This window comes from Exiguobacterium sp. B2(2022), assembly GCF_028823655.1.
GTDB classification, from domain to species: domain Bacteria; phylum Bacillota; class Bacilli; order Exiguobacteriales; family Exiguobacteriaceae; genus Exiguobacterium; species Exiguobacterium aestuarii_A.
In genome coordinates this window covers 1-20,530 of the sequence record NZ_JAPEHX010000055.1, presented here as the reverse complement: position 1 = coordinate 20,530, position 20,530 = coordinate 1, and the positions used below count along the sequence as shown (strand labels likewise).

Below are 20,530 nucleotides of genomic sequence, written 5' to 3'. Positions count from 1 at the left end.
CGGATGTTGTGAAGGGAAAGTAAGAGCTGATCTTGATAAGGGGTGACTTTTTTGAATTCTGCGCTGATTCGAACTTCTGGGAATAGATGATAACGAATCGCATCAATCTCTTCTCCGGTCAATGGTTGCTTTAGGCGATAAGGAACAGTGAACATGTTCAGAATTTTTTCGATGAGGATTTCCTCTGAGAATTGTGGGTCATCAGGATTGATTTCATCACGCATGAGTGACAAACAAGGATCGATGACTTGATAGAGTCCATGGCGAATACAATCATCTTGTGTCAGTCGTGTAAAAATAACGCCTGAGCCATAAGGGAATTTTAAGGTCGTTGCATATTTTCCTTCGTGCTGAATCAGGTTTTGATCTTTCTTTAGGACATCAGTTAATTTGAACATATTTTCACGGGCTTGTAGAAATGGACTTTTCACTTTCTTTTGAGATTCGTTTGCAGGAGTGATGATCCATTCATCGTGGTTCAGTTGGTAGAGCGTAGAGCGAGTATAGTCTTTCACCTCTAAAACGATTAATCCTAAGTCGGGTCCAATGATGACGAAATCTGGCCTTCTGCCGTGTATATTGGGTTCGAAGTAAACGATGTAATCATCTGGGAGGTAGCGCTTCAATGTGCGAAAGACAAGTCGTTCTCCTGTTGTTGCGGATGAACGAATCGTCTCTGGAACAGTATGAGCCATTTACTGACACCTCTTTTTCAATTCTTTAACTTAAATATACTATATAAAGGATAATTAGAAGTATGCTGGTTTAAAATTGAAGTAGAAAACATAAAAAAGGACGAAGACCTCATTTGGCCTTCGTCCTTTGCATTTGATACACCCGGAGAGATTCGAACTCCCGACACCTGGCACCGGAAACCAGTGCTCTATCCCCTGAGCTACGGGTGCATGTGTGTGACACGAATTTATTATACATTTGTTTTATTAAAAAAGCAATCCTGTTCATTATCCTTTTTTGAGCGCAAGCAGAGCGGGTTCGTTACAATAGAGAAGAGGGGGGAGAACGATGCAACGGCAAGAACAAAAACAGGTACAACAGCAACAGATGACGCAAGACCTTGTGCAACGGCTACCGGTGCTCGAGGCGGACCGTCTCGCGCTCTCGTTTCGACTCGCACGTCTGGCGCGCCATAATCCAAACATTCAGGTCGGGAGTGGGGATCTCGGATGGGTCGCGGATGCGGCGAGCGCGTTCGAAGAGAAGCTGTTCACCCAGATTCGTGAAGGAAGCGGTAGCGAGTCGGAGAAAGAGCTGAGACGGCAGCTCGTCCTGTTGCTCGACCATCGGGGATTATTACCGGATACGAATGAGGTGTTGGCGGAGCGGTGCGGTGTCGACGTAACTCAAATCGAACAAGCGAGACAGGCACTTTTATTTCTTGAACCGACGGGGATCGGGGCGAGAACGGAACGAGAGTGTCAGTATCGGCATGCGATTGAACATGAGGACCCGCGCGTCGTCGATGTATTTGACGCAATCGAGAGTGGCGTGAGCCAAAAACAGATGGCGAGCGTGCTCGCGATTTCAGAAGAAGAGCTCGCCCGTTTAGAGCGAATGGTCGTGACACTACCAAAACGTCCGTTATTATATGAAGAAACGGGTCACGTGTTTCCGGAAGTCGAAGTGCGTTACGAAGATGGAAAACTTGTCACGACGTGGCTCAATCTGGAACTTGACGCGACGAAAGTCGGCAATGACCGCGAGGCAAAATGGTGGATGACGTCCCTTGCGATGCGGAACGAGACGTTACGTGAGATATGGGCTGTCATCGCGTCACGTCAGACCGAGTGGCTGAAAGGAGAACTTGTCCTCAATCCGCTGACCCGTCGGACCGTCGCACAACAAATCGGCAAGCACGAATCAACAGTCGGACGTGCCATTCAAGGGAAGTTTGCGAAGACCGAAGGCGGGATCATGGAATGGAAACACTTTTTTGTAAGGTCGACGAGTCATGGACATTCACCGTTCATGATCAAGCGGACGCTCGCAGAACTGATTCAACGGGAGAAAGCCCCGCAAAGTGATCAGGCACTGGCGGACGAACTCGCCCGATATGGCTATCCAGTGACGAGACGGACCGTGACGAACTATCGGGAAGAGCTTGGATTCGGCAACTCACGTGAGCGTGAGCGGCAGTTATGGAAGGGATGACAAAAATGAAACTAACTTTATATAAACGTGACAATTGTTCGCTCTGTGACGAGGCGCTTGTCATGCTCGAATGGCTGCAGGAGGATTACCCGATCGAGCTCGAGCAGATTGATATTACGGGAGATGAGGGTCTTGAGGCGAAGTACCTCTTCGAAATCCCTGTTCTCATACACGAAGGAGAAGTGATCAGTCAAGGGCGATATGATGACAACAAAGTTGAAGATTTTGTTAAGTATACGCTTACATCGAAAAAAAACGTTTGAAGGGGTTGCCAGACGGAAAAGTGATTGATAAGATGAACTCGTAGCGGTGGGACGCAAATAAAAAAGTGGGACAAAAGTTGTCCACACTGAAAGTCGAGGGGGTAAGAGCATGATCCAGCAACTGATTCACGTTCAGAAGCAAATTGTCCCTGACCTGCTCGATACGCTCCGACATCGTTACGATATCTTACACTATGTCCGCTTGATGCAGCCGATTGGCCGCAGGACACTCGCAACGAGTTTGGGACTGACCGAACGGGTACTCAGACGAGAAGTCGACTTTTTGAAAGACCAAGGTCTTCTTTACGTCGCTACTCAAGGAATTTCCCTCAGTGAGACAGGACGAAACGTCTTACGGGACTTGCACGAGATCATGGGAGAACTTCTCGGGATCTCAGAAGTGGCAAGAGAGCTCGGAGAGAAATTAGGGGTTCGCCAAGTCGTCATCGTACCGGGTGATTCAGATGAGACATTCTGGGTCCAGCGCGATATCGGACGGGCAGCGGTCACGCAATTAAAAGCGCGGCTCGCACCGGATGATAACGTGATTGCGGTAACGGGTGGAACGACGATGGCATCGGTTGCGGCGATGATGTCGCCCGATAAAAAAGAACGCCCGATGCATTTTGTGCCCGCACGCGGAGGTCTTGGAGAAACGCTTGAACTTCAAGCGAATACCGTCTGTTCACGCATGGCGGACCGGGCCCACGCAGACTATCATCTTCTACATATTCCGGATGAAGTGTCACAAGAGACGTTCGACCGGATGGTGGAGGAACCTAGTATTAAAAATGTACTGGAAATGATTAGAGCGGCGCGAATTGTGGTACATGGAATTGGTGAGGCAGAAACGATGGCAAAACGCCGTCACGCATCACCGGAGCATTTGCGGATGATTGAACGGCATGACGCCGTCGCCGAAGCATTCGGATATTATTTCAATGCGGAAGGCGAGATCGTCCATCGCGTCAAGACGGTCGGGATCCAACTCGAAGAGCTGGATGACATGGATACCGTCATCGCGGTTGCCGGAGGAAAATCGAAGGCACAGGCGATCGCCGCTTATGCGAAACACACGTCGAACATCATCCTCGTCACGGACGAAGGTGCGGCGAAAGAGTTATTAACTTGTTATTAAAGAGTTGACCCCCCGTTGGCTCTTCAATAAATAGCTTCTACCCTAAGGAGGAAATTAACATGGCAGTAAAAGTTGGTATTAACGGATTTGGACGTATCGGTCGTTTGGCATTCCGCGAGATCATCAAAAACGAAGGAATCGAAGTTGTTGCAATCAACGACTTGACAGACACGAAGATGCTTGCGCACCTTCTCAAGTATGACACGACTCAAGGTCGTTTCGACGGAGAAGTTGAAGTACACGACGATCACTTCCTCGTAAACGGAGAGAAAGTTATCACGCTCGCTAACCGTAACCCTGAAGAACTTCCATGGGGAGACCTCGGTGTAGACATCGTTCTCGAATGTACTGGATTCTTCACTTCTAAAGAAAAAGCTGAGCTTCACTTGAAAGCTGGCGCGAAGAAAGTTGTTATCTCGGCTCCTGCTACAGGTGACATGAAGACTGTTGTTTACAACACAAACCACGACATCCTCGATGGTACTGAAACAGTCATCTCAGGTGCTTCTTGTACAACAAACTGCTTGGCTCCAATGGCTAAAGTACTTCAAGACCAGTTCGGAATCGTTGAAGGTCTCATGACGACAATCCACGCTTACACTGGCGACCAAAACACGCTTGACGCTCCACACCCGAAAGGTGACTTCCGTCGTGCGCGTGCAGCTGCAGCGAACATCGTTCCTAACACAACAGGAGCTGCTAAAGCAATCGGTCTCGTAATCCCTGAACTTCAAGGAAAACTTGACGGTGCTGCACAACGTGTACCAGTTGCTACAGGTTCACTCACTGAGCTCGTAACTGTACTCGACAAGCAAGTATCTGTTGACGAAGTAAACGCAGCGATGAAAGCAGCAGCAAACGAGTCATTCGGTTATACTGAAGACGAAATCGTTTCTTCTGACATCGTTGGAATCACATACGGTTCACTCTTCGACGCGACTCAAACAAAAGTTATGACAGTTGGCGACAAGCAACTCGTTAAAACAGTTTCTTGGTACGACAACGAAATGTCTTACACTGCACAATTGGTTCGCACAGTTAAGCACTTCGCTAACATCGCGAAGTAATTTCGTGAACTAAATAGAATCAAATAGGAGCGGAAACAAGAGATTGTTCTCCGCTCTATTTATGAAATGACACGCACGACATATGGAGGCGAAAGTTATGAACAAACAGTCTATTCGTGACATCGATGTAAAAGGGAAACGCGTCTTTTGCCGCGTTGACTTCAACGTTCCACTCAAAGATGGCGTCATCCAAGACGAAACTCGGATCCAAGCCGCACTTCCAACGATCAAGCACTTGCTTGACGGTGGTGCGAAACTCGTCCTCGCGAGCCACCTCGGCCGTCCAAAAGGCGAGAAGAACCCTGAGTTCTCACTTGCTCCAGTAGCGAAGCGTCTCGCTGAGCTTCTCGGAAAAGATGTACCGCTCGTCGAAGAAGCATACGGTCCGGTCGCAGAAGAAGCGGTCGCTAAACTCTCTGAAGGCGATGTCGTCGTTTTAGAGAACGTTCGTTTCTACCCAGGTGAAACGAAAAACGACGCTGAACTTGCAAAAGGATTCGCAGCACTTGCTGACGTATACGTCAACGACGCGTTCGGTGCGGCTCACCGTGCACACGCTTCAACTGAAGGGATTGCACACCACGTGGACACAGCCGTTGCTGGTCTCTTGATGGAAAAAGAACTTGAAGTTCTCGGTAAAGCTCTTTCTAACCCAGACCGTCCGTTCACAGCGATTATCGGTGGGTCGAAAGTAGCGGACAAGATCGGGGTCATCGACCACCTTCTTGACATCGTTGACACACTCATCATCGGTGGCGGACTCTCGTACACGTTCTCGAAAGCACTCGGGCACGAAGTCGGAACGTCACTCCTTGAAGAGGATAAGCTTGACCTCGCTCGTCAATTCATGAAGAAGGCAGAAGACAAAGGCGTGAAATTCTTGATGCCGGTCGACTGCGTCATCACAAAAGAATTCGGCGAAGAAACGTATGTCGGCCCAGTCGATATCGACTCGATCCCAGCGGATCACATGGGTCTTGATATCGGACCGAAGACAGTCGAACTTTACGCGGATGCGATTCGCGAATCGAAACTTGTCGTATGGAACGGACCGATGGGCGTATTCGAACTCGATAAATACGCAAACGGAACGAAAGGTGTCGCTCAAGCACTTGCAGACAGCGACGCATATTCAATCATCGGTGGTGGCGACTCAGCCGCTGCAGCAGCCAAGTTTGGTCTTGCTGACAAGATGAGTCACATTTCAACTGGTGGTGGCGCGTCACTCGAATTCATGGAAGGCAAGAAACTTCCAGGTGTCGAGGCGCTTAACGACAAGTAATTTAGAGGAGGGTTATCGATGCGTAAACCGATTATTGCAGGTAACTGGAAAATGAACAAAACACTCTCGGAAGCTGTCGCTTTCGTAGAGGAAGTTAAAAACAACATTCCGTCTACTGACAAAGTAGATGCAGCGATTGGTGCTCCGGCACTTTTCCTCGCACCGATGGTAGAAGCAGCTAAAGGGTCAAACTTGAAGCTCGGTGCACAAAACATGTACGACAAAGACAGCGGTGCCTACACTGGCGAAATCAGCCCAGCTATGGTCGCTGACCTTGGCGTGACTTACGTCATCCTTGGTCACTCAGAACGTCGCGAGTACTTCGGCGAATCAGATGCGTTCATCAACAGCAAAACGAAAAAAGCGTTCGAACACGGTCTTACGCCAATCGTTTGTGTCGGTGAAACACTTGAAGAGCGCGAAGGCGACAAGTTCGAAGAAGTCATCAAAACACAAGTCGAAGGCGGTCTCGCTGACCTCTCTGCTGATCAAGTCAAACAACTCGTCATCGCGTACGAGCCAGTTTGGGCAATCGGTACAGGTAAATCAGCAGACGAAGCTGACGCACAAAGCTCTTGTAAGTATGTTCGCGACGTGGTGAAAGGTCTTTACGGCGAAGACGTAGCGGCTGCAGTACGCATCCAATACGGTGGATCTGTAAAACCTGAGAACATCAAAGAGTACATGGCACAAGAAGACATCGACGGCGCACTCGTCGGCGGTGCTTCACTCGAAGCCGCTTCGTTCCTCAAATTGTTGGAGGCGATTTAAATGGCTAGACCAGTCGCACTCATCATCTTAGATGGTTTCGGGATGCGTGACGAATCGTTCGGTAACGCGGTCATGGCTGCGGACAAACCGAACTTCGATCGCTACTGGGAGCAGTATCCACATACGCTCTTAAACGCAAAAGGCGAGTACGTCGGTCTTCCAGAAGGACAGATGGGGAACTCGGAAGTCGGTCACTTGAATATCGGTGCCGGTCGAGTCGTCTATCAGTCACTCTCACGCGTCAACAACGCAATCAAAGATCGTTCGCTTTTTGATCGTCAAGCGATGAACCATTTGGCAGGACATGTGAAGAAGCATGACTCGAGCCTCCATATCATGGGCCTCGTTTCAGATGGCGGGATTCACTCGCACATCAATCACATGTATGCCGTCGTTGAGTTCGCAAAACTCCACGGCATCGAAAAAGTGTACATTCACGCGTTCACGGACGGCCGTGACTGTGATCCGAAGTCAGGTGCTGGTTTCCTCAAGGAAACTGAAGAAAAGCTCGCTGAACTCGGTGTCGGTCAAGTCGCTAGCGTGTCTGGTCGCTACTATGCCATGGACCGCGACAACCGTTGGGAGCGCGTCGAGAAAGTATATGACGTCCTCGTAAACGGAAAAGGCGAAGTCGGTACGGACCCAGTCGAGGTTCTCAAGAAGTCGTATGAGAACGATTTGACGGATGAGTTCGTCTTACCGACAGTCATCGAAAAAGATGGCAAGCCGGTCGCAACGATTCAAGACAACGATGCCATCATGTTCTTCAACTTCCGTCCGGACCGGGCGATTCAGTTGTCGAAAGTGTTCAAAGAGAAAGCTGGATTCGAAGGCTTTACACTCTCTGACAATCATCCTGAGAACCTTCTTCTCGTTTCGATGACGAAGTACTCGGATGATATCGACACGGATATCGTCTTCCCACCGGAAGATTTGAAAAACACACTCGGGGAAACACTCTCTGCACAAGGATACAAACAGCTCCGTGCCGCAGAAACAGAGAAGTACCCACACGTCACGTTCTTCTTGAACGGACAAAAAGAAAAACCATTCGAAGGAGAGGATCGTCTCCTCGTACCTTCACCGAAAGTCGCAACATACGACTTGCAACCAGAAATGAGTGCGTACGAACTCACAGACGGCTTGCTCGAGCGTATCGAGTCGGATGAGTATGATGCATACATCATCAACTTCGCGAACCCGGATATGGTTGGTCACTCAGGTAAGCTTGAGCCGACGAAGAAAGCAATCGAAGCAGTCGATGAATGCCTCGGTAAAGTAGTGGACGCATTACTTGCTAAAGGTGGCGCGGCCATCATCACAGCAGACCACGGGAACGCAGACATCGTCACGAACCCGGACGGCTCGCCGATGACGGCGCACACGACGGAACCTGTTCCGTGCATCATCACAAAAGAGGGAGTCGAACTGAAACCAGTTCTCGAAGGCGCACTTTGCGACCTCGCCCCAACGCTTCTCGACCTTCTCGGTGGAGAGCAACCAGCTGAAATGACTGGTTCATCAATCGTTACAAAATCATAAAACTATTTTTCATACGAAAAGGAGCGATTTTTCATGTCAATGATTACAGAAATTTACGCACGCGAGATTTTAGATTCACGCGGTAACCCATCAGTAGAAGTAGAAGTCTTCACAGAAGACGGCGGTTTCGGCCGTGCCCTCGTCCCATCAGGCGCATCAACAGGTGAGCACGAAGCAGTTGAGCTTCGCGATGGCGACAAGTCACGTTACCTCGGTAAAGGTGTCTTGAAAGCAGTTGCAAACGTAAACGACACGATTGCACCAGAACTCATCGGCTACGATGTTTTCGACCAAAACGCAATCGATGCGAAAATGATCGAACTCGACGGTACGCCAAACAAAGCTAAACTTGGTGCAAACGCAATCCTCGGTGTGTCAATGGCAGCAGCTCACGCAGCAGCAGACGAGCTTGGTCTCCCACTTTACACATACCTCGGTGGATTCAACGCGAAGACACTTCCAACACCAATGATGAACATCATCAACGGTGGTTCGCACGCGGACAACAACGTGGACTTCCAAGAGTTCATGATCATGCCTGTTGGCGCGCCGACATTCCGTGAAGCGCTCCGTATGGGTGCTGAAGTATTCCACGCCCTCAAATCAGTTCTTTCTGGTATGGGTCTTAACACAGCTGTTGGTGACGAAGGTGGTTTCGCACCAAACTTGAAATCGAACGAAGAAGCGATCACAGTTATCCTTGAAGCGATCGAAAAAGCTGGTTACAAACCAGGTGAAGACGTCTACCTCGCAATGGACGTTGCATCTTCTGAGTTCTACGACAAGTCAACTGGTAAATACGAACTCGCTGGCGAAGGTAAGTCACTCACAACTGCTGAGCTTGTAGACTTCTACGCTGAGCTCGTTGACAAGTACCCAATCCTCTCAATCGAAGATGGTTGTGACGAAAACGACTGGGATGGCCACAAGCTTCTCACAGACAAAATCGGACACAAAGTTCAACTCGTTGGGGATGACCTCTTCGTAACGAACACATCTAAACTTGCTGAAGGTATCGAAAAAGGAATCGCAAACTCGATTCTCATCAAAGTTAACCAAATCGGTACGCTCACAGAAACATTCGACGCGATCGAAATGGCTAAAAAAGCTGGTTACACAGCAGTTGTCTCACACCGCTCTGGTGAAACAGAAGACGCGACAATCGCGGACATCGCTGTTGCAACAAACGCTGGACAAATCAAAACTGGTTCACTTTCACGTACAGACCGTATCGCGAAATACAACCAACTTCTCCGCATCGAAGATATGCTCGGCGATGTAGCGAAATACGACGGCATCAAGTCGTTCTACAACCTCAAAAAATAATTGATTGTTTCAGGTTCGCTTTATGGCGGACCTGTTTTTTTATGGGTGTTTTTCAACCCGTCCTGACGGCACCGATGCTTTCTGCAGGCAATCCACGGAGCCTCCTCGCGCTTATGCGCTTGCGGGGTCTCCGCGAGATTGCTTTCCTGCAAGAGTCACGGTGCCGCTTGGACGGACAAAATCGCTCTTTGTCGGACCTTCTCGTCATCGAGATCCTGTGTTGCTGTATACTGAACGTGACTGATAAAGAGTAGGGGGAGATTGGATGGACCAATCGAATGAACAAGAAAAAAGGTTGAGTGGCGGGAACGTGTCAACTGTCTATAAAAAAGGGAATTACGTCTATCGCACTCAAAAGGAAGGCAGCGAGCGTATTCATCAATGGTTACGTCACTTGGAGGCAAAGCAACTTTCCGGAGTGCCACGCTTTATCGGAATCGATGATCGAGGGAGAGAAGTGTTAACTTACTTGGAAGGAGAAACCGCAGACTATCCCTTGAAGTCTTACATGTGGTCCGATGAGGCGATTCAAGATGTTGCACGACTAATGAGACGTCTGCATGATGCGTCGACAGATTTTGAGTGGTCGTCAGATTGGGCACCGATTGACAACACGCCTCAACCGCTAGAGGTCATTTGCCATAATGACTTTGCCGTCTACAATACGATTTTTCATGTGGGGAAAGTATCAGGGATCATCGACTTTGATTTGGCTGCGCCAGGTCCGAGAGCTTGGGATATCGTCTACGCGCTTTACACGTTCGTTCCGCTCAGTCGACGCCATCAAGCTGAATCAGGAGAGGTCATCTATTACGATGCGGTTCGAGATGACGAGTCGTATAAAGAACGTGTTTCATTATTCTTAAAGGCATACGGTTGGGACGACCCCAAGGAAGACTGGTTTAAGATGTTACAGTTACGTATCGAGGCACTCTGTCTATTGATGAAACGAAAAGCCGCTGAAGGGGATATCGCCTTCCAAAAGATGATAGATGAGGGACACTACGATCATTATCAAGAAGAACTTCGTTTCATTCAAACGCATGGCCATAAGTGGTTCTGAAACGATGTAGGAAGGGAATAGATTAGTGAAGCATGAATGGGGAGGCGATTCCGATGATGATGTTCGGGTTACTTTTCTTGGTACTGCTAATCGGATTCGGCATTTGGTACTACCTAAAATCAAAGCGTGACGACGATTGGTCATGACTCCTTTGTCATGACCTCTATTTTGTGTCAGCTTACACAAAATTTGGGTATACTCATTACATAACGAGTAAAGGAGCCAATGCTAATGACACGAGTACGTAAAGCCATCATCCCAGCCGCCGGTCTCGGCACCCGCTTCCTACCAGCCACGAAAGCCATGCCAAAAGAGATGTTGCCAATCGTCAACAAACCGACGATTCAGTTCATCGTCGAGGAAGCTGTCGCCTCAGGAATCGAAGACATCATCATCGTCACGGGTAAGAACAAGCGCGCCATCGAGGATCATTTTGACCGTGCGCTCGAGTTGGAGCAAAACTTGGAGTCAAAAGGGAAGACCCGCTTACTCGAATCGGTCCGACACTCTTCGAACTTGGCGAACATTCACTACATACGCCAACAGGAGCCTAAAGGTCTCGGTCATGCGATTTGGTGTGCTCGGAAATTCATTGGGGACGAACCGTTCGCTGTCTTGCTCGGAGATGACATCATTGAATCCGACGTGCCGGCGACGAAACAGTTGATTGACCAATATGAGGCGCATGAACGCTCGATCATCGGTGTGCAGCGTGTCCCGTATGAAATGACGAACCGATATGGTATAATTGACCCGCTTGCCGTCGAAGGGAAGCTCATCCCGGTGCGGACGTTCGTCGAGAAACCGCCCGTCGGTGAGGCCCCATCGAACTTTGCCATCCTCGGTCGCTATGTGCTGACACCGGACGTCTTTGAGGCGTTGTCAGGGCAAGAAGCAGGGGCAGGAGGCGAGATTCAATTGACGGATGCGATCGCACGCTTGAATGAGGCGCAGACGGTCTTTGCTTACGAATTTGATGGTCGACGCTATGACGTCGGGGAGCCGATTGGATTCGTCGAGACGACGATTTGCCACGCGCTCAGCGATCCTGATTTAAAAGATGACGTCCATGCCTTGTTAAAACGGCTCGTGGACGAACTTGATCAACAGTAAGGTGTGTTATTTTTGAAAACAATGCTCATGGTGTGTCAAAACTATTATCCGGAGATCGGTAGCGCCGGCAACCGGATGCAAAACATTACGCATTTGATGAAGCAGCGCGGGTATGAAGTCGAGGTCATCACGGCCGCCCCTTCATACCCGAGCTTTGATATGTATCAGGACGACCGATTCTGGAATGACCGGGAGCTGAACGACCAACCGTTCATCAAACGACTCATTACGAAGAAGCGGAAACATACGTCCAACATGGTCAGCCGTCTCTTCTTGTTCCTCGAACAGATGGTGAAAGGGATCGGGGCCGTCCGTCAGTTAAAATTGAAGCCAGACGTCGTATTTGCGACGACCCCTTCTTTTTTTATGGCGTTTGTCGGGGTATATGCGAAACGGAAGTATCGTGTCCCCCTCATTTTGGACGTTCGTGACCTTTGGCCGGAATCGGTGAAAGGGGTCGGCGTGTTCAAGCACGACTGGGTGCTCGCGCCGGCATTTTGGCTCGAAAAGCGACTGTATCGTGCAGCTGACGAGGTCATCATCAACTCGGAAGGCTTCCGCAGCTATCTGCGTCAACGCGGTGTCCCAAACGAGAAAATCCACTACATGCCGAACTCGATTCGAGAATCGGAACGAGCGCTCGAGCGGACAATCCCACCGGACGACCGGATGGAGATCCTATATGCCGGAAACATGGGGCTCGCCCAGGACGTGTCACTCTTACTCGAACTCGCCGAACGGTTCCGTGACGAACCGCGGATTCACTTCAAACTGATTGGTTACGGGTATCGGAAAGAAGAGTTGAAGCAGACAATCAAAGAGCGTGGTTTCCAAAACTTCTTGTTCCTTGAAGCGATGCCACGGACGGAGGCGTTCCAAGCGATTAAAAATGCGGACGTCGCCTTTGTCAGCCTGATTGAGCAAGAAGTGTTCGATACGGTCATCCCGGGGAAACTCATCGACTATATGGCGGTCGGCAAACCGATTGTCGCAGCAGTGTCAGGCCATGCGGCGAATGTCATTGAAGCGGCTGAAGTCGGATTCGTCTCTCGGAAACGGGATATCGATGAGATTGAGCGGATTCTCCGCAAGCTCCTCGACCGACCGGACCTTCGGGAGGCGCTCGGGGCGAACGGGATTCGTTACGTCAAAGAGAATTTATGTTGGGAAGAGAATATCGACGTGTTAGATCAAGTCGTACAACAGTTAGTGATGGAGGAAACACAATGAAGTCAGTATGTATGTTTGTATGGAACCATTTTACGAATGATGCGCGCGTCCTTCGCGAATGCTCGGCACTCGCCGAGGCAGGTTATGAAGTTGATTTGATTGCGCTCCAAGACCCGAAAAATAAAGAGTTACCGAAAGAAGAGATGCGTCCGGAAGGCTTCCGCGTCATCCGCGTGAAGCGTCAACCATCGATTCTCGTCAACGCGCTCAAGTTCGCGAAGAAGACTTATCAATGGGTGAGTGAGAAACGTACCCGTCAAATCGGTGCCGGACTCGTTGGTGCCGGCTTGTTCCTACTCGCACCGTTCACGATGCTCGCTCTCGGGGCAGCGGTCGGGACGGTCTTGTTGCCGCAAGTGCGTAAGCAAATCGTCAACGCGAGTGCGATGCTCGAGATGGTTTTCACGTCGACGAAGAAGTCATATGACTTTTATCATGCGAACGATTTGAACACGCTCCCGCAGGCACTCCTCGCCGGAAAAGTGTTCAACAAAGGCCGAATCGTCTACGATTCGCACGAAGTACAGACGGACCGTACCGGTTACGGATACATCCAAAGTAACCTCGAGGGATGGCTCTTGCCGTTCGTCGATACGATGATGGTCGAGAACCATACACGTGCGGCACACAACGAAGAGTTATACGGATTCTACCCGTACGTGCTCCACAACTATCCGTTCTATCGTCCGCTAGACTTCTCGCTCCGAAAGGACTTGCATGCACTTCTTGACTTGCCGAAAGACGAGAAGATCCTCTTGTACCAAGGTGGGATTCAAGCAGGGCGCGGTCTCGAACAACTCGTGCTCGCGGCGAAAGACTTCAAAGAGGGCACGCTCGTCATGATTGGGGACGGGAAGCTCAAACCGACGATTCAACAGTTGATTGAGACGGAAGGTGTCGGCGATCGTGTCAAGATGATTGACAAAGTACCGGTCGAAGCGTTACCTTACTATACGATGAACGCCTACTTAGGCTTCCAAGTATTGAACAACGTCTGCTTCAACCACTACTCGGCGTCGTCGAACAAATTGTTCGAGTATTTGATGGCCGAAGTACCGGTCGTCTCATGTGACTTCCCTGAAATCGAACGGGTCGTTGCGGGGAACGATGTCGGGGTGCTCGTCGACTCGCACGATCCACAATCGATCGCAGACGGCGTCAACCGTATGATTGAAGACCAAGCACTCTATGCGCGTGTCAAAGAGAACACGAAGACCGCGCGTGAGAAATATAACTGGGATTTGGAAAAAGAGGCACTCTTGAACGTCTACGCGAATGCAGCGGAGCGCAAGTTGCCGATTATGAAAGACGGTGCGCCAAAGCCAGTACAATCTTAAGACTGCGGCTTTTGCCGCGGTCTTTTTTATGTGGAAGGAGGACAATTTATGAAACGTCAACAGCAACATCTATTGCGCCAACAAGTATGGCGCAAGCTACAAACCATCTCGGTGAAGGATATCGCCTGGATCATCGCGGGCTCATTCATTCTCTCATTCGGGGTCAACTACTTCACCGTACCGAACGATTTCTCAGAAGGTGGCCTGCTCGGGGTCACAATCATCTTGTACTACGTGTTCGGCTGGGACCTCGGGCTCACGTCGATCATCGGGAACGGGATTCTCTTTATCGTCGGCTATAAGCTGCTTGACCGTCGGACAATGGTCTATTCGGTCATCGCCGTCGTGGCGACGTCATTCTTTCTCAGTCTGACGCACGACTGGGGCAGTCCTGCCGAGGACAAACTGCTCGCGGCCGTCTACGCCGGGATTATGATCGGGGTCGGGATCGGCATGGTGCTTCGTGTCGGTGGGACGACAGGAGGGGGCGTCATCATCGCCCGGCTCATGGAGCGTTATCTCCACTTGAGCGTCGCCGTCTCGATGTTCATCATCGATGCGATTGTCGTCGCGACATCTGGCTTCTTCTTAGGGGAACAGGTCGTCCTTTATACGCTCATCGCCATCATCATCGGTTCGTGGGTCATCGACCTCGTCGCGGAAGGACTCAACATCCGCAAGGCCGTCACGATCATCAGTGACAAGCAAGAAGAGCTCGCCGTCGTCTTGACGGAGACGCTAGGTCGCTCGGCGACGATCATTCATGGACACGGCTACTACACGAAGCAGGATAAGAACATGTTGTATATGATCGTCGACAAACGTCAGATCGCACCACTCAAAAAAATCGTCCAAGTGACGGACGACCGCGCCTTCGTCGTCATCCACCAAGTGAAGGAAGTCATCGGAGAAGGATTCAGCTACCCGTCCCGATAATTTGAATGCTGGTGTTTTGACGATAACTTCTATATAATAAAAGGCGTGTAAATAGAAGGAGGAACTGACTACTATGCAAACGATCGCTACAATCAGCCTACTTGTCGTGGCTGTCTTATTGATTGTCGTCGTACTGCTCATGTCAGGTCGGTCGCAAGGTCTTGGAGCGATTGCAGGTGGCGCGGAGCAGTTGTTCGGACGCCAGAAAGCGCGCGGCTTCGATGCTGTTTTGAACCGAACTGCAGCTGTACTAGGCACTTTGTTTTTCATTTTAGGATTACTAGTCGCATCATTATGATGATAAGGCTGATCGTTCTCGATTTTCACGTGAGGCGGTCAGCTTTTGTTTTTTCGATTTATTTTTTGGGAATAATGTAGATACGAGGAGATGACAGATAAAATGAAAGTGACTGCACCAAAACCGTTCTTCTTCGAGGGCGGAAAACGTGCCGTGTTGATGTTACATGGCTTCACTGGATCGAGCGCGGATGTCCGCATGCTCGGTCGCTTCCTTCAAAAAGAAGGATACACATGTATGGGACCGATCTATCGTGGTCATGCCGTCCCACCGGAAGAGTTACTCCAATATGGACCAGAAGACTGGTGGGAAGACGTCTTGAACGCTTACCAGACACTCGTCGACAAAGGCCATGAGGAGATCGTCGTCTGCGGACTATCGCTAGGTGGCGTGATGTCGCTCCGTCTCGCCGAGGAGAAAGACGTCAAGGCGGTCATCCCGATGTGCGCGCCGACTGGAATCGATGCCGAGGACCGCTTGTATAAAGGAGTCCAGGCATATGCCCGAGAATATAAGGGTAGAGAAGAAAAGTCGCCGGAACAGATCGAGCAGGAGATGGCAGAGTTCAAACCGATGCCAACGCTAAAAGACCTCCGTGCCTTCGTCCGCGACACGGCGTCGAAGCTCGAGGACATCTTCGTCCCGACACTCGTCGTCCAAGGCGCCAAAGACAACATGATCGACCCGGAATCGGCGAATCAAATTTACGAGGCGGTCAACACGTTCCAAAAAGAGTTGCTCATCTATGAGAACTCGGGACATGTGATTACGCTCGACAAAGAAAAAGAGAAACTGCACCAGGACGTGCTCGATTTTCTCGAAACGTTAGACTGGTCAGTCTAAGAAGGAGGTGTCACGTTGAATTTACGTGACCAATTACTAGAGATCTTACAGGCGAGCGAGAAACCGCTCTCTGTCGATCAACTGACCGAGCGATTACAGCTCGCGTCGACGGATGACTTCAAAGAACTCATCCGCACATTGAATGCCCTCGAGGAAGAGGGTGCCATCGGCCGGACGCGGACGAACCGTTACGGGACGCTCGCCTCGCTCGGCCAAGTCGCGGGGATCATCTCGATCCACCAGCGCGGCTTCGGCTTCTTGTCGGTCGAAGGGGAAGCGGAAGACGTGTTCTTGCCGCCCGACCAACTGAAGGACGTCTACCATGGCGATACGATTCTCGTCAAAAAACGCGAGGACAACCGTGGCAAGACAGAAGGAATCCTATTGAAAGTATTGAAGCGCGGACTCTCGGAGTTCGTCGGGACGTATACGCTCCCGAGCGGTCGACTTGACCAGTTCGCCTTCATCGAGCCGGATGACAAGCGCATTAACTTTTGGCCGGTCGTCAACCCGGACAAATCGCTCGGTGCCGTCGACGGACATAAAGTCGTCGTGCGCATCACGAAGTATCCGGACGGACGCTTCGCCGGTGCCTGTGACGTCGTCCGCATCATCGGGCATAAGAACGACCCAGGTGTCGATATCTTGTCGATCGTCTATAAACACGGCATTCCGACGGAGTTCCCGGAGGACGTGATCGCGCAGGCGAACGCGGTGCCGGACGAGGCGGATGAGAAAGATTTCATCGGTCGCGTCGACCTTCGTGACGAGACGATCTTCACGATTGACGGCGAAGATGCGAAAGACTTGGACGATGCCGTCCACGTCAAAAAACTCGATAACGGGAACTACGAGCTGGGTGTCCATATCGCCGATGTCTCGCATTACGTGAAAGAGGGCTCACCGCTCGACGTCGAGGCGCTCGAGCGTGGGACGAGTGTGTATCTCGTCGACCGTGTCATTCCGATGTTGCCGCACCGACTCTCGAACGGAATTTGTTCCCTCAACCCGCACGTCAACCGCTTGACGCTCAGCTGTGTCATGGAAATCTCCCCGCAAAACGGGAAGGTCGTCAGCCATGACTTGTTCCCGAGTGTCATCAAGACGACGGAGCGGATGACGTATACGAACGTCCGTGAGATCATCGAGCGCGATGACGAAGAGACGTTGAAAAAATACGAGCCGTTCATCGGTGAGTTCGACCTCATGGCCGAGCTTGCGGAAGTTCTTCGGAAACGACGCAACTCGCGCGGTGCGATCAACTTCGATTTCGCCGAGGCGAAAGTCGTCGTCAACGAGGAAGGGAAGCCGGCGGATATCGTGCTTCGTCCACGTTCGGTCGCCGAGAAGTTGATCGAGGAGTTCATGCTCGCGGCCAACGAGACGGTCGCTGAACATTTCCACAAGATGGACGTGCCGTTCATCTATCGTGTCCACGACAATCCGAAACCGGACAAGCTCGACTTCTTCTTCGACTTCGTCGCAAACTTTGGCGTTCACATCGAACGCATCAAAGGACAGACGGTCGAACCGAAGACGCTTCAAAAAATCTTGAAGGCGATTGACGGTGAACCGGAAGAGCCGGTCATCAGCACGATCATGCTTCGCTCGATGCAACAGGCGAAATATGATGACGTATCGCTCGGTCACTTCGGACTCGCGACGGACTTCTATACGCACTTCACGTCACCGATCCGTCGTTACCCGGACTTGATTGTCCACCGTCTCATGCGCACATACGTCTTCAACAACGACTTGTCGGAGAAGACGATTGCGAAGTACGAGGATCGTCTCGGGGCGATCGCCGAACAGGCATCGAAACGGGAACGTCGCTCCGTCGACGCAGAGCGTGAGACACAGGCGCTCAAGAAAGCCGAATACATGGAAGCCCATCTCGGTGAAGAGTTCGATGGTGTCGTCGCCGGCGTCACGAACTTCGGAATGTTCGTCGAGCTTCCGAATACGATCGAAGGTCTCGTTCGTCTCCAGTCGATGGATGACTACTACCACTTCGATGAATCACAGCTCATGCTGCTCGGGGAGCGGACAAAACGTCAGTTCCGGATCGGGGACGCCGTTCGTGTCAAAGTCGACGCCGTCAATCTAGACGAGCGGACGATTGATTTCACGGTCGTCGGCATGCCGAAACGGGAACCATCGACGCGTCGCCAACCGACGACAATCAAAGCAAAAGGCGGTCGTCCGAAGAAGGATGAGAAAGACCGTCGTGGCGGTCGTGGTCGAGACGACAAGAAGAAGCGCGGCAAACCAGGAAGACCTGGGAAGCCGGGCAAACCAGGTGAGAAACCGAAACGTAACGGGGAGAAGTCTTCCCAAGGCCGTTCGGCACTCGACTTGAAGAAGAAAGACAAGCATAAACGAAAAGGCGACGCCAAACGAGGTGCGAAGAAGCGTCGCTGACGGGGAAGGGCTCGTCCCTTCCTCCGTATCTTGTAGATAAAGGACTGAATGTGTATGGCCAAGAAGATAGATTCGAACGCACTCGCCCAAAACCGCAAGGCGTCCTTCGATTACGCGATCGAGGATACGATTGAGGCAGGCATGGTGCTCACAGGGACGGAGATCAAGTCGGTCCGTCAATCGAAGATCAATATCGCGGATGCGTACGTCCGGTTCGACGGGGGCGAGGCGACGCTTCACAACTGTCATATCAGCCCGTTCGACCAGGGGAACCGCTTCAACCATGAGCCACTCCGCGTCCGAAAGCTATTGCTGCATAAGAAGCAAATCAATCAGCTTATCGGGGCGTCAGGGCGTGACGGCTACACGATCATCCCGCTCAAAGTGTATATCAAGAACGGGTTCGCCAAGTGCCTGCTCGGCGTCGGAAAAGGGAAGAAGAAGTACGACAAACGCGAGGACTTGAAGAAGAAAGATGCGAAGCGTGACGTCGACCGCGCGATGCGCGATCGGCAAAAATACTGACAACGAATCCTGATTGTGGTATATTAGATATAGTACCAATTACCACCCCGGGGACGTTATGGATTCGACGGGGGTAGGTCGGTCGTATGTGGCGTGTCGAGGGGTCGGCCTCGTTAAAACGTAAACGCCTATAACTGGCAAAACTAACACACAACTCGCAGCAGCCTAAGTGCCCTGCGGATCCTGACATCCATCGCTTGTGTGGATGACTTTCAGGGTCTCAAACTAAGCAAGCTACGCTTCAACCTCGCCGTCTGAGGGCGCGAAGAAGAGATGAAACAGACTGGATGCGACAACGCCTGTTTATCGGCAGTGTCACATCGAGATTCAATAGATAAACTACACACGTAGAAGCATACGTTACGATGCCTTCGGACGCGGGTTCGACTCCCGCCGTCTCCATTTTGAAGCAGTCTGTAACGACTGCGATCAATGATTTTCATGAAGACCTTCTAATTTCATTGAGATTAGAGGGTCTTTGCTTTTGATTGAAGCTATAAAGAAAGGAAGGTGAAGAGCATGGGGAAATATCAACTAGACACGAGAAGCAAAGTAGCTGCGGCGAAGTATCAAGACGGGAAAAAGCCGACTGTTTCGAACAAGAAGGAACGATTGAACAAGCTTCGTGAAGCATATTTGCAGAAGCAACAAGAGAAGAAGTGATTTGGTGAAGGGTAAGACCGTTCACTTGAGTTCAAGTGTTATTATAAGATGAAGAAATAAGAGAAGAGGATCATCAATGTGTGTCTTTCATTGATGGTTTTCTTGCCATGTCTCTTCTTCAAATTGAATTTGATTTTTCTCGTCTTCTAATCGACTTCCTTTTCTATCAGTATAGAGATGTTAAGAGATATTGATTGCTTGTTGGTTCACAAATAGTATTTAAACGTGGAGGGATTAGATGTTAAAGGCTGTGCATACGCCTAATATGACTGGTGTTTTACTGTCAGGGGAACCAGAAGACTTTAGAATGCTATATGATTCACTACATAAGCTTCTTGGTCGTGCGGGTGAGGATTTAACGGATGGACCGGTAATTCGAATTTTAGGTTTTTGCTACGAACTTAGACATACGTTTATGGGTCACCGAAATGCAAGCTTTAAAGAACACGGACTTAATGACGAACAATTAGCTTTTTTATCACTGGTGGGACCGAAACAAAATTTAATCCTCTCATTTGAAATGTTTTGGCCGGAAATGCTTTA

At 50.4% G+C, this 20,530-nt stretch carries 20 protein-coding genes, 1 tRNA gene and 1 other RNA gene; 20 read left to right on the top strand and 2 right to left on the bottom strand.

The features are described from left to right. Together ON063_RS11430 and ON063_RS11425 are read right to left on the bottom strand one after the other, a co-directional pair. Positions 1-695, bottom strand: a 695-nt coding sequence (locus ON063_RS11430; protein ID WP_274665220.1) for a nuclease-related domain-containing protein, incomplete at its 3' end; no start/stop codon positions are given. 137 nt (positions 696-832) lie between these two features. After that, positions 833-905 (bottom strand) — tRNA-Arg (locus ON063_RS11425). A gap of 118 nt (positions 906-1,023) precedes the next feature. Between ON063_RS11425 and ON063_RS11420 the strand changes: the two genes are divergently transcribed. The 20 genes from ON063_RS11420 to ON063_RS11325 form a co-directional block, all read left to right on the top strand. Then, entirely contained in the window at positions 1,024-2,169 is a 1,146-nt protein-coding gene (locus ON063_RS11420) for an RNA polymerase factor sigma-54 (RefSeq protein ID WP_274665219.1), read from the top strand. 5 nt (positions 2,170-2,174) lie between these two features. Beyond that, entirely contained in the window at positions 2,175-2,432 is a 258-nt protein-coding gene (locus ON063_RS11415) for a glutaredoxin family protein (RefSeq protein ID WP_251126893.1), read from the top strand. A 109-nt stretch (positions 2,433-2,541) separates the two neighbouring features. After that, positions 2,542-3,570: a sugar-binding transcriptional regulator gene (locus ON063_RS11410; RefSeq protein ID WP_446719136.1), complete on the top strand. Its 1,029-nt coding sequence runs from the start codon at positions 2,542-2,544 to the stop codon at positions 3,568-3,570. 59 nt (positions 3,571-3,629) lie between these two features. Then, a complete protein-coding gene (gene gap, locus ON063_RS11405; RefSeq protein ID WP_012726912.1) occupies positions 3,630-4,637 on the top strand; it encodes a type I glyceraldehyde-3-phosphate dehydrogenase in 1,008 nt (335 codons plus the stop codon). A 97-nt stretch (positions 4,638-4,734) separates the two neighbouring features. Continuing rightward, positions 4,735-5,919 (top strand): phosphoglycerate kinase, encoded by a 1,185-nt coding sequence (locus ON063_RS11400; protein WP_214746065.1) that lies wholly within the window; start codon positions 4,735-4,737, stop codon positions 5,917-5,919. Between the two features lie 18 nt (positions 5,920-5,937). Then, positions 5,938-6,690 carry a triose-phosphate isomerase gene (tpiA, locus tag ON063_RS11395; RefSeq protein ID WP_034778525.1) on the top strand — a complete coding sequence of 251 codons (753 nt, stop codon included), beginning with the start codon at positions 5,938-5,940 and terminating at the stop codon, positions 6,688-6,690. Next, on the top strand, positions 6,691-8,232 hold the full coding sequence (gene gpmI / locus ON063_RS11390) for a 2,3-bisphosphoglycerate-independent phosphoglycerate mutase (RefSeq protein WP_274665218.1): 1,542 nt from the start codon (positions 6,691-6,693) through the stop codon (positions 8,230-8,232). A 33-nt stretch (positions 8,233-8,265) separates the two neighbouring features. After that, entirely contained in the window at positions 8,266-9,558 is a 1,293-nt protein-coding gene (eno, locus tag ON063_RS11385; protein WP_012726908.1) for a phosphopyruvate hydratase, read from the top strand. Between the two features lie 265 nt (positions 9,559-9,823). After that, positions 9,824-10,621: an aminoglycoside phosphotransferase family protein gene (locus ON063_RS11380; RefSeq protein ID WP_274665217.1), complete on the top strand. Its 798-nt coding sequence runs from the start codon at positions 9,824-9,826 to the stop codon at positions 10,619-10,621. A gap of 231 nt (positions 10,622-10,852) precedes the next feature. Continuing rightward, complete coding sequence (galU, locus tag ON063_RS11375) at positions 10,853-11,734, top strand: UTP--glucose-1-phosphate uridylyltransferase GalU (protein WP_214693547.1); 882 nt, start codon at positions 10,853-10,855, stop codon at positions 11,732-11,734. Positions 11,735-11,755: 21 nt separating this feature from the next. Next, positions 11,756-12,964: a glycosyltransferase family 4 protein gene (locus ON063_RS11370; RefSeq protein WP_274665221.1), complete on the top strand. Its 1,209-nt coding sequence runs from the start codon at positions 11,756-11,758 to the stop codon at positions 12,962-12,964. After that, positions 12,961-14,301 carry a glycosyltransferase gene (locus tag ON063_RS11365; protein WP_274665216.1) on the top strand — a complete coding sequence of 447 codons (1,341 nt, stop codon included), beginning with the start codon at positions 12,961-12,963 and terminating at the stop codon, positions 14,299-14,301. The genes ON063_RS11370 and ON063_RS11365 overlap by 4 nt, the downstream gene beginning before the upstream one ends. A 48-nt stretch (positions 14,302-14,349) precedes the next feature. Continuing rightward, entirely contained in the window at positions 14,350-15,237 is an 888-nt protein-coding gene (locus tag ON063_RS11360; protein WP_083600113.1) for a YitT family protein, read from the top strand. Between the two features lie 73 nt (positions 15,238-15,310). After that, complete coding sequence (gene secG, locus ON063_RS11355; protein WP_012726902.1) at positions 15,311-15,535, top strand: preprotein translocase subunit SecG; 225 nt, start codon at positions 15,311-15,313, stop codon at positions 15,533-15,535. Between the two features lie 102 nt (positions 15,536-15,637). Next, positions 15,638-16,378: an alpha/beta hydrolase gene (locus ON063_RS11350; protein WP_074033592.1), complete on the top strand. Its 741-nt coding sequence runs from the start codon at positions 15,638-15,640 to the stop codon at positions 16,376-16,378. Between the two features lie 15 nt (positions 16,379-16,393). After that, entirely contained in the window at positions 16,394-18,799 is a 2,406-nt protein-coding gene (rnr, locus tag ON063_RS11345) for a ribonuclease R (protein ID WP_274665215.1), read from the top strand. Positions 18,800-18,853: 54 nt separating this feature from the next. Continuing rightward, entirely contained in the window at positions 18,854-19,324 is a 471-nt protein-coding gene (smpB, locus tag ON063_RS11340; RefSeq protein ID WP_274665214.1) for an SsrA-binding protein SmpB, read from the top strand. A gap of 49 nt (positions 19,325-19,373) precedes the next feature. Beyond that, positions 19,374-19,729, top strand: a transfer-messenger RNA (tmRNA) gene (gene ssrA / locus ON063_RS11335). A gap of 114 nt (positions 19,730-19,843) precedes the next feature. Then, positions 19,844-19,987 (top strand): alcohol dehydrogenase, encoded by a 144-nt coding sequence (locus ON063_RS11330; protein ID WP_214746089.1) that lies wholly within the window; start codon positions 19,844-19,846, stop codon positions 19,985-19,987. A 238-nt stretch (positions 19,988-20,225) separates the two neighbouring features. Continuing rightward, on the top strand, positions 20,226-20,530 hold a 305-nt coding region (locus ON063_RS11325; RefSeq protein WP_446719135.1), incomplete at its 3' end, for a DUF6904 family protein.